Genomic DNA, 12,380 nt, shown 5'->3' with positions numbered 1-12,380 from the left:
GCCGATATCTGGTCATGCCACATGCCGAACGGGGCATGGCCGTCGGCCTGTTCGGCGGTTCGTTCAATCCGCCGCATGAGGGTCACCTCCTGGTCGCCGAGATCGCGCTTCGCCGGCTCGGCCTCGACCAGCTCTGGTGGATGGTGACCCCGGGCAACCCGCTGAAAAGCCGCTCCGAACTTGCTTCGCTGGACGATCGGCTGACGATGAGTGAAAAGCTGATCGACGACCCGCGCATCAAGATTACCGCCTTTGAGAAGACGCTCGGCGGGTCCTATACCGCCGATACGCTCTCCTTCGTGAAGGCCAGGAACCCGCTCGTGCATTTTGTCTGGGTGATGGGCGCCGACAGCCTGAAAACCTTCCATCTCTGGCAGAAATGGCAGTCGATCGCCTCGACCTTCCCGATCGCCGTCATCGACCGACCGGGGGCGACGCTGTCTTTCCTGTCGTCGAAAATGGCCCGCACCTTCGATTACGCCCGGGTGGACGAGGATGACGCGGGCACGCTCTGGAAGCGGCGCGCGCCGGCCTGGACCTTCATCCACGGCCCGCGTTCGGCCCTGAGTTCCACGGCGATCCGCGCCGCAAACGACCAGAAATCGGACTAGCATCGTCCGAGCTGCTGCGACGAAAGGGGTCTACATCTTTCTATCACCTTTTCGGACGCTCTCTTGAAAGATTAAGAATTCGATGCCACCTTTAATACAGCGGCCGAGCGTGAATCGGATTCGCTTCAAGTGCCTGTTGCTGTTACCCGGATGAAAGGACAAACCCTGACAACAGTACACGCCAAGGGCAGGACGGCCTCCGTTCTCCCGCAGAGCCTGGAACGTGGCGCCGATGCTGCCGCCCGCGCTCTCGAACTGGTCCTCGCAAGTCTTGAGGACTCCAAAGCTGAAGAGATTGTCACCATCAACATTGCTGGAAAATCAGCGCTCGGGGACTACATGGTCGTTGTCTCCGGACGATCGAACCGGCATGTCATGGCCATCAGCGATCACCTGATTTCCGACCTGAAGGACGAGGGGCTGGGAACCGCCCGCGTCGAAGGACAGGAGACGGGTGACTGGGTGCTCATTGACACCGGCGACATCATCGTCCACGTGTTCCGGCCTGAAATCCGCGCGTTCTACAACATCGAAAAGATGTGGGCGACGCCGGATATCCAGGAAGGCACGCTGCTGCACTGACGGGTTCGGGCATGTCCTGAACCGGTCGGACTGAGGTCGAAATCACGCGGCTGGGTGCGAACTCGCCGCAAGGTGGAATTTTCGGCCCCAAAATCAACGGATCAGGACATGCGAATAAGCCTTTTCGCCGTGGGACGGCTAAAGACCGGACCGGAGAAGGAGCTTGCGTCCCGATATCTCGACCGCTTCGCCAAGGCTGGCCCGGCGGTGGGTCTGGAATTGTCGAAACAGATCGAGATCCAGGAAAGCCGGGCGGCGAATGCCGATACCCGCAAGCGCGAGGAAGCCGGCGTGCTTGAGAAGGTGCTTCCCGAAGGCGCAGTTCTCATTCTCTTCGACGAACGGGGCAAGGCGCTCGACAGCGAGGCTTTTGCGGGCACGATCGGCCGATATCGCGACAGCGGCAAACGCGACCTGATGCTGGCGATCGGCGGCGCCGACGGGCTCGACCCGGACTTGCGCGAACGGGCCGACATGGTGCTCAACCTCGGCTCGATGACATGGCCTCATCAACTGGTCCGCATTCTGATCGCTGAGCAGCTCTATCGCGCCGTCACCATTCTTTCGGGCCATCCCTATCACAGGGCTTAAACGATCGTTTACCTTCAAACACGATGTTGTTTGTGGCCCCGCCGGGCAAATCAGCTTAGGCTTTCTCGATCCGGCGAATAGCGGAGCGGGAATGCGGACAACCAGGATCATATCGTACCGGCGCGCGCTGCTTCTGGCGGCGGGTCTCGGTTTCGCGCTGGTCCCGCCCCTTCATGTATCCGATATCGCACGCGCCCAGAACGGGCCGGCTTCCCCCCAAGCAGCCCCCGCCCCAGTCGATCCGACTGCCGACTTGCAGCGCCGACGCAACGAAACCCGCGGCGAACTGGAAGTTCTGACCAAGAGCATGAAGATTTCGGGCGACAGGGCTGCCGCCATCGAAAAGACCATCGCCGATATCAGGAAGAACACCGCCGATGTCCGCCAGGCGCTGATTGATTCTGCAGCACGCCGCAAGAGCCTGGAAACCAAGATCCTCGACAGCGGAAAGAAGATCACCGAACTGAAGCTCAAGGAGGACAGTATCCGCACCTCCCTGCGCGGCCGACGCGCGGTGCTGGCCGAAGTGCTCGCAGCCCTGCAGCGCATGGGCCGCAATCCTCCTCCGGCACTTCTGGTGACGCCGGATGATGCGCTCGCCTCCGTTCGCAGCGCAATCCTCCTCGGCGCCGTCGTTCCCGGCATGCGCCACGAGGCGGACAAGCTCGTTGCCGACCTTCAGTCCCTGGCTTCTCTCCAGGCCTTGGCGATGACCGAGAAGACCACCGTTTCCACCACCATTGCCGCGAGCCTCGAAGAGGACCGGCGCATGGCCCTGCTGCTTGCAGAAAACGAAAAGTTGAACAAGCGCAACACGGCCGATCTCGACGCCGAGCGCCGCCGCTCCGAGGAACTCACTGGCCGCGCCACCACGCTCGAGAACCTCATCCAGTCGTTCGAAGGCGAAATCGCCTCGGTGCGCGAGGCAATCGACCAGGCACGCGCCGAGGAAGAACGCCAGCGCATGATGTCGGACGCCGAGCGCGAAAGGGCAAAGCAGCTTGCCCAAAGCGGCGTGCCTGACAAAAACCGCATTGCGCCCGCATACGCGTTTTCAAGCCTCAAGCAGAAGCTGGAGCTTCCGGTCGCCGGAGATGTATTGCGGTGGTTCGGCGACGCCGACGGGACAGGGCACACGGCGAGAGGCATGACTGTTGCTTCGAACGCGGGTGCGGTGGTGACGGCGCCGGCTGACGGCCTGGTGGTTTTCGCCGGAGCCTTCCGGAGTTACGGACAGATGATCATCCTCAATGCCGGAGATGGATACCATCTGGTTCTGACCGGCATGGACGTTGTGAATGCACGGCAGGGCAAGTTCGTTTTCGCAGGTGAACCCATTGCCGTGATGGGTGAGAAAAGAGTGGCAAGCGCAACCGCATTGGCGCTGGAAACAGATCGTCCAACGCTTTACATTGAATTCCGAAAAGATGGCACACCGGTCGATTCCAAGCCGTGGTGGGCCTCGAAAGAAACTGGAAGGGCACGAAATGATTCGTAGGGCTTCTCTTGTCATCGTCGGTGCACTCTTGGGTGCGACCGCGATGAGCGTGATTTATTCGGCCGGTGTGCCGGCGCAGGCCGCCGGCCCTTCGACCTACCGGGAATTGTCGATCTTCGGCGACGTGTTCGAACGGGTCCGCGCCCAGTATGTGACGCCGCCGGATGAGGAAAAGCTGGTCGAGAACGCCATCAATGGCATGCTGACCTCGCTCGACCCCCATTCGAGCTTCATGAATGCCAAGGATGCCGAAGACATGCGCACGCAGACGCGTGGCGAGTTCGGCGGCCTCGGCATCGAGGTGACGATGGAGAACGAACTCGTCAAGGTCATCGCGCCGATCGACGATACACCCGCTTCCAAGGCCGGCATTCTGGCAGGCGACTTCATCTCCGAGATCGATGGCGCGCCGGTGCGCGGCCTGAAGCTCGAAGAAGCCGTCGAAAAGATGCGCGGCGGCATCAACACCCCCATCAAGCTGACGATCATCCGTCAGGGCGCCGACAAGCCGCTCGACATCACCGTGGTACGCGACATCATCGCGGTTCGCGCCGTGAAGTCCCGTGTCGAAGGCGGCGATGTCGGTTATGTCCGCGTCATCTCGTTCACCGAGAAGACCTATGACGACCTCGAAAAGGCGATCAAGAAGATCAAGGCGGATGTCCCGGCCGACAAGCTGAAGGGCTACGTCCTCGATCTGCGCCTCAACCCGGGCGGTCTGCTCGATCAGGCGATCAACGTTTCCGACGCATTCCTTGAACGTGGCGAAGTGGTTTCGACCCGCGGCCGCAATGCCGACGAGACCCGCCGCTTCAACGCCGGCCCCGGCGACCTGACCGACGGCAAGCCGGTCATCGTGCTTGTCAACGGCGGCTCGGCTTCTGCTTCGGAAATCGTCGCCGGTGCGCTCCAGGATTTGCGCCGTGCCACGGTTCTCGGCACGCGTTCCTTCGGCAAGGGTTCGGTTCAGACGATCATCCCGCTCGGCGATGCCGGCGCGCTGCGTCTGACCACCGCGCTCTATTACACGCCGTCGGGCAAATCGATCCAGGGCACCGGCATCCAGCCGGATATCAAGGTCGATCAGCCGCTGCCACCGGAGCTGCAGGGCAAGGTCAGGGCTGAAGGCGAATCCAGCCTGCGCGGCCACATTCAGGGTTCTGCCGAGACCGACGAAGGTTCCGGTTCCGCCGCCTACGTGCCGCCGGAAGCAAAGGACGACATCCAGCTCAACTATGCACTCGACCTCTTCCGCGGCGCCAAGAAGGATCCGTCCTTCCCGCCAAGCCCGGATAAGGCGGCGGCAGCCACGATCAAGAAGTAAAGACATCATCGGGGCCGGCCAGCGTGACGCGTCGAAAACGTCTCGCTGGCCGGTTCTTCGTATCTGCAGAAGAAACGCGGAACAGACCTTGGGCACCGATCTCCATGCACCGCTCGGACAGAACCGGCCGGCCGCTCGGCGACGGAACCGAAGGTTTTCTCTCGCAATCGTTTTCGCGATGCTGGCGGTTGCCGGTGTCCTGGGGCTTTCGCTCTACGCCATGCGCGGCGACGATGCCCTGAAGCAAACCGCTTCCAACGTTCCGCCCGCTTCCAAGCCGGAAACGACCCAGCCTTCCGCCAAACCCGACCCGAACGCGGCGCCGCAGCCATCCGCCGGTATGCCTCGTTCCGATCCCGGTTCCGGCGCCAATATCGAGCGGACGCTCACCGATGACGGGTCGGTGGTGACCAAGTATACCCCCCGCTCGCGCGACGGCAGCGGAGCGGTGATGATCGGCACCCAGCGGATCGGCCAGGATCCCCGCGTGGCTGCCCAGCCCAACGACGCGCTTTTGGAGGATTCGCCCCATGGCCGGCTGCCCGTTGTCGGACCTGGCGGACAGCGCCCGATGGATCAATATGCGCGCCCCTGGTCGGGCGCGCGCGGAACCCGCATCGCGATCGTCGTCGGCGGTCTTGGCCTCAGCCAGACGGGCACACAGCGAGCGATCCGCAACCTGCCGCCGACAGTGACGCTCGCCTTTGCCGTCAGCGGCAACAGCCTACAGCGCTGGATGCAGGAAGCCCGCCGCGCCGGCCACGAAATCCTGATCCAGGTGCCGTTTGAACCGTTCGATTATCCGGCGAACGATCCCGGCCCCGGGACCCTGCTCACCAAGATGTCGGCCAAGGATAATCTCGGCCGCCTTCACCGGGCCATGGGCGAGATTACCAACTATACCGGCGTCATGAACTATCTCGGCGGCCGCTATCTCTCCGATGCCGGCGCGCTGGAGCCGGTCCTGCGCGATATTTCCAAGCGAGGACTGCTTTTCCTCGATGACGGGACATCCGCGCAGTCGAAGACGGCGATCGTTGCCAAGGCGATCGAACTGCCCCATGCCTTTGGCGATCTGACGCTTGACGGGCAGTTGCAGAAGGACGCCATCCTCAAGAAACTCGACGAACTGGAGCGCATTGCCAGCCGCAAGGGCACGGCGATCGGCATCGCCTCGGCTTTCGACGAGAGCATCGATGCGATAAGGCAATGGAGCGAGGAAGCCTCGCAGCGCGGTATCGAGATTGTCGGCGTCTCGTCGCTTGCGAGCGAAAGCGTCGGACCGTAGTCGATCGGAGTTATCCATGAGCAAGAAAGACAAACGTTCGGTCGTCGCCGAGGAGCTTCCCTATCGCCCCTGCGTCGGTATCATGGTTCTGAACCGCGCAGGCCTCGTCTGGGCCGGCCGGCGCATTAGCCAGGGCAACAGCGAATTTGACGGCTCGCCGCAGCTCTGGCAGATGCCGCAGGGCGGCATCGACAAGGGAGAGGACCCGCTTCCCGCCGCCTATCGCGAGCTTTACGAGGAAACGGGGATGCGCTCCGTAACCTTGCTTGCCGAGGCGCAGGATTGGATCAATTACGATCTGCCCGCACATCTGATCGGCATCGGGCTGAAGGGAAAATATCGGGGCCAGACCCAGCGCTGGTTCGCCTTCCGCTTCGACGGCGACGAAAGCGAGATTGCCATCAACCCGCCGCCTGGCGGACATGCGGCGGAGTTCGATGCCTGGGAGTGGAAGCCGATGGCGGACCTTCCCGGCCTGATCGTGCCCTTCAAGCGCGCCGTCTACGATCGGGTCGTCGCGGAGTTCACCCATCTGGCCAAGGTGGCCACCGAACGGCTCTGACCCGCGGAGCGGGCCTCCGTTTCGGTCGGCTTCCATGTGAACCGGCTTCGTGGCCGCAATGAAAAACCCGGCGAAGTGGATGCTTCGCCGGGTTTCTATGTTCAGGTACAGTCGATTACTCGGCAGAATCCGCGGATTCCGCGTTGAGGAGGCCGTAACGCTCCTCGCCGATCTTTGCCAGCAGATCGAGTTGGGTTTCGAGGAAGTCGATATGGCCTTCCTCGTCCATCAGAAGCTCTTCGAAGAGCTTCATCGAGACGTAGTCGCCAGCCGCGTGACAGATATCGCGGGAAGCCTTGTAGGCCGTGCGGGCATCATATTCCCCGGCAAGATCGGCCTCCAGGACTTCCTTGACGTTCTGGCCGATGCGCAGCGGGGCAAGCGTCTGCAGGTTGGGGTGGCCTTCGAGAAAGATGATGCGATCGATGAGACGATCGGCATGATGCATTTCTTCGATCGATTCCGCCCGCTCCTTTTTCGCGAGCTTCTTAAAGCCCCAATCGTCCAGCAGGCGATAATGCAGCCAATACTGGTTGACTGCGCCTAGCTCGAGAAAAAGTGCCTCGTTAAGCCGCTCGATGACCTTTGAGTCGCCTTTCAATGTCCGCTCTCCTGTTTTCCTCATGGAATTGTCTCAAGCGGGACATATATACGACCACCTCGTCTTCCGTCGAGTGGTGCGCGGCGTGATATTCCTCGGTTGTGCGGATGATCAGGTCGACAACGCCCGGGAAGCAGCCGCAGCAGCGGCCGCGTTTCGCCATGGCGTGATAGACCTTTGACGGTACGATGAGCTGCCAACAGTCGTCGTCAAGGAGCTGCGTGATGACGTCCTTGATTTCCCTGTCGGTGATGTAATTGCAACTGCAAACCAGCATTCTCGGTCGACCTGCCAAACATGACCTGTATCATCTTCTTTTTGCGAAAGCGGACAGGAGATGTCAAGAAAGAATCGACATATATGAGTCACTTCTTAAGGGAGGCTGCCATGCCCACGGCTTCTTCCTTTGCATCATTGCATCGGTAATTAGTGGAAATTGCGGCCTTTCGGCATGACGCTCCCTGGTCCGGCTTCGTAGGAATCGCGAGGCACCGCCTCCTTTGCACTTCCCCTGCGTGCCTCCTCCATTCCATTCGAGCGCCTCTTCTGCCGGTGGTCGCCGCTCGATTGCAGCGTCTCGTCCGAGCGGGCCGATACGCCGAGCCGCTTCGCCTCCCTCTGCAGCAGACCCAGCATCGGGGTAATATCCTCGATATGCTCGACCACGGTATGAATGACACCACTCTGGCTTTGCAGCCTCCCCCGGATCTTCACCAGCCGCGCGCCCATCACGACCGGCCGGTAACGTTCGAAAATCTTCGACCAGACGATCGCATTGGCAACACCGGTCTCGTCTTCCAGCGTCATGAAGATAACACCCTTGGCCGAACCCGGCCGCTGCCGGACGAGAACGATCCCGCCGATCGTCACCCTCTGCCCGTTCGGGACCGTCAAGAGATCGACGCTCCGGGTAATCCCCATCGCCTTGAATTCCTCCCGCAGGAAAGAGACCGGATGCGCCTTCAGCGAAAGCGAGAGATAGCGGTAATCCTCGACCACCTGTTCCCCGGGCGGCATTTCCGGAAGCGCCACTCTCGCCTCGGGCCGCAGATCCGTGCGATCGGCCACCTCGAACAGAGGCAGTTTCTCGGCAGCCTTCCTGGCATCGAGCCCCCTGACCGCCCAGAGCGCCTCGCGACGATTGAGTTTCACGGAGTTGAAGGCATCGGCATCGGCTAGCCGCTCGATATCCGACTTGTCGAGGCCGGACCGCTGCCAGAGATCATGGATCGAAGTATAACCTTCTCCTCGGTTGGCGATGAGCTTTTCGGCCATGTCTTTCTCGGCAAGGCCCTTGACCTGGCGAAACCCAAGCCGCACGGCCCGCTCGGTCTTGATGACGTCCCGCATGGATCCGTGGCGCTTATCGATCGCATTCCTGTCGAAGGCAGCCGCTTCCAAAGTGCAATCCCAATCCGAGCGATTGATATCGACGGGAAGAATTTTGACGCCATGTTCCCGCGCATCGCGAACGAGCTGCGCTGGCGCATAAAAGCCCATTGGCTGGGAATTCAACATCGCCGTGCAGAAGACGTCCGGGTAATAGGCCTTGATCCAGGAAGAGGCGTAGACAAGCAAAGCGAATGAAGCCGCATGGCTTTCCGGAAACCCGTATTCGGCAAAACCCTCAATCTGACTGAAGCAGCTTTCCGCGAATTCTCTGGGGTACTTGTTCTTCTCCATGCCCGCAATGAAATCACGCCTGAATTCATCCACTCTTCCGGAACGCTTGAACGTCGCCATGGACCGGCGCAATTTGTCCGCTTTCGCCGCCGAAAAACCAGCTCCAGTGATTGCGATCTGCATTGCCTGCTCCTGGAAAAGCGGGACCCCCAGTGTCCGTTCAAGAACCTTTTCCAATTCAGGGCCAGGGTATTCGATAGGCTGATTGTTCCGTAAAGCTTCCCGCCGCTTCAGATATGGATGGACCATGTTCCCCTGGATCGGTCCCGGTCGAACGATTGCTACCTCGACGACAAGATCGTAGAATTTTTCTGGCCTCAGCCGCGGCAGCATGCTCATCTGCGCCCGGCTTTCGATCTGGAACACACCAATCGTATCGGCCCGGCAAATCATGCCGTAGACGTTTGGATCTTCATCTTTCAAAAGAAGACCAGCCAGCGTCTCCTCTCGATTGTAATGCTGCGTCATCAGCTCGAATGCCTTCTTGAGGCAGGTCAGCATGCCGAGCGCCAGCACGTCGATCTTCAAAAGCTTCAGCGTATCGAGGTCGTCCTTGTCCCATTCGACCATGTAACGGCCGGGCATCGCCGTTTTCATGATCGGCACGACTTCATCCAGCCGGTCGCGGGTTATCAGGAACCCGCCGACATGCTGGGTAAGATGGCGTGGAAAGCCCATGAGTTCCTTCGCATGGGCTATCACCTTGAGTGTCGTTTTATCCGTCACATCGAGCCCCGCGACCTTTGCCTCGCGCTCCGAAAGCCCCTCTTCCGACCAGCCCCAGACCGTGCTCGAAAGGGCGGATTGCACATCTTCGGAAAGGCCGAAAGCCTTGGCCACTTCCCGCCCGGCCATACGGGTCCGGTAGCTGGTGACCGCCGCTGTCAAGCCGGCATGGCGATAGCCGTAATGCTGGTAGATATACTGGATAATGTCCTCGCGTCGCGCATGCTCGAAATCCACGTCGATATCCGGCGGCTCGTTCCGCTCCGTCGAAATGAACCGTTCGAAGAGAAGCGTCGTGAATGTGGGATCGACCTCGGTGATGCCGAGGCAGAAACAGACGGTGGAATTGGCGGCGGATCCACGCCCTTGGCAGAGGATTTTGAGAACATATCTGGCATGCCAGACGATGTGGCGCACCGTCAGGAAATAGGGCTCGTATTCCATCTCCTTGATCAGATCGAGTTCGTACCTGATCTGGTTGGAGACCTTTTCCTCGATGCCGTTGGGATATCGGCGCTTTGCGCCTTCCCAGGTTAACCGTTCCAAGGTTGCGGACACAGTTTCGCCCGGGACGCTCTCGTCGGGATAGTTATGGCTGAGTTCATCGAGCGAAAATTTCAGCCTGCTGAAGAACTTTTCCGTATTGGCGATCGCGTCCGGATAGCCGCGGAAGAGCCGCGCCATTTCAGCCGCCTGCTTGATGTACCTCTCTCCATTCGGCGCGAGCCGAAATCCAGCTTCCTGGACCGTCACATGTTCGCGGATCGCCGTCACCACATCCGACAGCGAACGCCGATAAGGGAGATGGAAAAGGGGAAGATTGGATGCAACTAAAGGCACCCGGCTGCCCGCCGCAATCTGGGCAAGCGAGCTGAAGACAAAGGCATCTCGTCCATCATAGGTCGGCGACAGAACCAGATAGATGTTCTTTCTGAACCGCTCCCGGTATCTACCGAGACAACCTTCCAGGTGATGCCGATAGGACATCTCTTCCACGCGGGAAAAATCCGGCACGACTGCCAGCATCATCTCGTCGCACCATTCCAGAAGATCCCATTCTTCCAGAATGCAGGCCCCCTTGTCTGCCCGGAGTTTCCCCCGGCTCAGCAGGCGGCAGAGATTGGCCCAACCCTTCCGGTTCTGCGGATAGGCGAGAACATCCGGCGTCTTGTCGGAAAAAACGAGCCGCGCACCCGGATAAAACGCGCAAGGGAGGATGGCCGCTTCCTCGTCTTTCTTTCTGCCCTGTTTCTGCTGAAGTTCATAGGTTTCCTTCATGTTTCTGACTTGGCTATGCGCCCTCACCACGCCCGCAACGGAATTCCTGTCGGCGATACCGAGACCGGACAAGCCGGATACGCTGGCCGCGATGATCATCTCCTCCGGTTTGGCCGCGCCCTCCAGGAAGGAGAAGTTCGTCTTGGCACCGATCTCGAAAAAAGCCGGGACGCTCGTCATGCGAAAATCCCGTGCACCCGCCAGGTCGGCGCAGCCTTGCCGGCCACGTAATGACCTGCGCGAAAAATCCAGAAGCGGCGGCCGGCTTCACTTTCAAGCCTGAAATAATCGCGTTCCTCTACATCCTCCTCGTCATGCCACCATTCCGGCGAAATCCGCTCCGGCCCTTCGGCGCGGATGACTTCATGGACGATGCGGCGCCAGCGGAAACGCCGGGGAGGCCCATCCGGCACCGTTGCCGCAAAGGCTTCCACGAGCTCCGGATGCCGGAAAAGCCGCAAGGGCCGATCACTTCTCGGCCCGAAGGCGGAAAGCTCCCGGGTTTCTTCCCGGACAATCCGTGCCGCGATCGCCGGCACAAATATTTCCGCGCGCTCCGGCATATGGCTTTGTTTGGGATCGGCGATCTGCAGACAGTCGGCCCCGAGCCGGGCTGAGACCCGGTCGATAAAGTCGGCGAGCGAGATTTCGCTGTCGCCATTGCCGGTGAAATCACCCTGCGAGATCCTGAAGACGTCGTGCTGCAGCACGTTGAGACGCAGGAGTTCGAAACCGAAGCCGGCGTCGAGATCGTCATGCACCGCGTTCAGGCGCTCGGAAAACAACGAGGAGATCCGTTTCGGATCCTGCAACGGCTGCGAGGCGCCGGCCGCGATGCGAAACACCCGGCCATCGACACGGAAAAGCACCAGTTCGAAAACTCGCCCCCCGACACCGCGAGCCTCCAGTTCCGATTTCAACGAAATGGCAATCTGGCCGGTGAGCTGGAGAATATGCTCTTCCGCCTGGATCGGCTCGGGAAGCCTCCGCTCGGCGGAAAGGGCAGCCACCGGACGGCGAGGCGAGATGGCTTCCTCATTGTGCCCGAGCGCCTGATCCAGTCGAAGCAACAGGTGCATGCCGAAACGGCGAGCCAACGGCGCACGCGGCATGGGCAGAAGGTCGCCAATCCTTTTCAGTCCGAGCTTGTAAAGCGATGCGACGGTGGCCTCATCGATGCGCAGAGCGTTGACCGGCAGAGGCGCCAGCACCTCCTCCGTCACCTGATCGGTGATCACGCCGCCGCGGCCGAAGCGGCAGGCCGCCCATGAGAGGCCCGGCGACGAGGAGATCGCTCCTTTGACATCGAAGCCCATCTGCAGAAGCCGGCCAAGAATATCCTTCAGCAGGGCTTCCTCGCCGCCGAAGAGGTGGGCACAGCCGGTAATGTCGAGAAACAGGCCTTCGCGGCCGTCCAGCGCCACCAGCGGGGTATAACGATCGCACCAATCGGCGATCGCCTCGAGAAGGCCCTGGTCCGCAGCGTCATCTTCGTCCACCACGTCGATCTTCGGAAACATGGCGCGCGCTTCCGCCAGCCCCTGCCCGCGCTTCAGCCCAAGACGTTCGGAAACCTCATCTAGCGCTGTGAGCCGCATGGCGTTTTCGCGCCGGCCGGCGCAGAGGATCGGCGGAT

General features: G+C 60.7%; 10 protein-coding genes and 1 pseudogene. 7 read left to right on the top strand and 4 right to left on the bottom strand.

Features of this window, described 5'->3' with window-relative positions:
- Positions 1–14 precede the first annotated feature (14 nt).
- From C5J22_RS22495 to C5J22_RS22465, 7 genes are all read left to right on the top strand, one after another.
- Positions 15–611, top strand: a complete 597-nt coding sequence (locus C5J22_RS22495) for a nicotinate-nucleotide adenylyltransferase (RefSeq protein ID WP_245440504.1) — start codon at positions 15–17, stop codon at positions 609–611.
- Positions 612–761: 150 nt separating this feature from the next.
- Complete coding sequence (gene rsfS, locus C5J22_RS22490) at positions 762–1,193, top strand: ribosome silencing factor (protein ID WP_046636738.1); 432 nt, start codon at positions 762–764, stop codon at positions 1,191–1,193.
- Positions 1,194–1,301: 108 nt separating this feature from the next.
- Positions 1,302–1,784, top strand: a complete 483-nt coding sequence (rlmH, locus tag C5J22_RS22485; RefSeq protein WP_105440057.1) for a 23S rRNA (pseudouridine(1915)-N(3))-methyltransferase RlmH — start codon at positions 1,302–1,304, stop codon at positions 1,782–1,784.
- Positions 1,785–1,875: 91 nt separating this feature from the next.
- Entirely contained in the window at positions 1,876–3,282 is a 1,407-nt protein-coding gene (locus C5J22_RS22480) for a murein hydrolase activator EnvC (RefSeq protein WP_105440056.1), read from the top strand.
- Entirely contained in the window at positions 3,272–4,606 is a 1,335-nt protein-coding gene (locus C5J22_RS22475; protein WP_105440055.1) for a S41 family peptidase, read from the top strand. Before C5J22_RS22480 ends, C5J22_RS22475 begins: the two co-directional genes overlap by 11 nt.
- Positions 4,607–4,694: 88 nt before the next feature.
- Positions 4,695–5,894: a divergent polysaccharide deacetylase family protein gene (locus C5J22_RS22470; RefSeq protein ID WP_105440054.1), complete on the top strand. Its 1,200-nt coding sequence runs from the start codon at positions 4,695–4,697 to the stop codon at positions 5,892–5,894.
- Positions 5,895–5,910: 16 nt separating this feature from the next.
- Complete coding sequence (locus C5J22_RS22465; RefSeq protein WP_105440053.1) at positions 5,911–6,456, top strand: RNA pyrophosphohydrolase; 546 nt, start codon at positions 5,911–5,913, stop codon at positions 6,454–6,456.
- A gap of 115 nt (positions 6,457–6,571) precedes the next feature.
- On the opposite strand, the gene bfr is transcribed toward C5J22_RS22465, so the two are convergent.
- The 4 genes and pseudogenes from bfr to C5J22_RS22445 all read right to left on the bottom strand — a co-directional run bounded on the left by bfr (position 6,572) and on the right by C5J22_RS22445 (position 12,372).
- Positions 6,572–7,057 (bottom strand): bacterioferritin, encoded by a 486-nt coding sequence (gene bfr, locus C5J22_RS22460; RefSeq protein ID WP_007764418.1) that lies wholly within the window; start codon positions 7,055–7,057, stop codon positions 6,572–6,574.
- Positions 7,023–7,426 (bottom strand): annotated as a pseudogene (locus C5J22_RS32090) ((2Fe-2S)-binding protein). Before C5J22_RS32090 ends, bfr begins: the two are co-directional and overlap by 35 nt.
- Positions 7,427–7,483: 57 nt before the next feature.
- The gene (locus C5J22_RS22450) at positions 7,484–10,924 is read right to left on the bottom strand and encodes an error-prone DNA polymerase (protein ID WP_105440052.1); all 3,441 of its coding nucleotides are present in this window, start codon (positions 10,922–10,924) and stop codon (positions 7,484–7,486) included.
- Positions 10,921–12,372: a DNA polymerase Y family protein gene (locus tag C5J22_RS22445; RefSeq protein ID WP_371412660.1), complete on the bottom strand. Its 1,452-nt coding sequence runs from the start codon at positions 12,370–12,372 to the stop codon at positions 10,921–10,923. Before C5J22_RS22445 ends, C5J22_RS22450 begins: the two co-directional genes overlap by 4 nt.
- Between the last annotated feature and the right edge of the window lie 8 nt (positions 12,373–12,380).

The sequence above is a fragment of the Neorhizobium sp. T25_13 genome (genome assembly GCF_002968675.1).
Lineage (GTDB): Bacteria > Pseudomonadota > Alphaproteobacteria > Rhizobiales > Rhizobiaceae > Neorhizobium > Neorhizobium tomejilense.
This window is presented reverse-complemented; position numbering and strand designations above follow the sequence as displayed.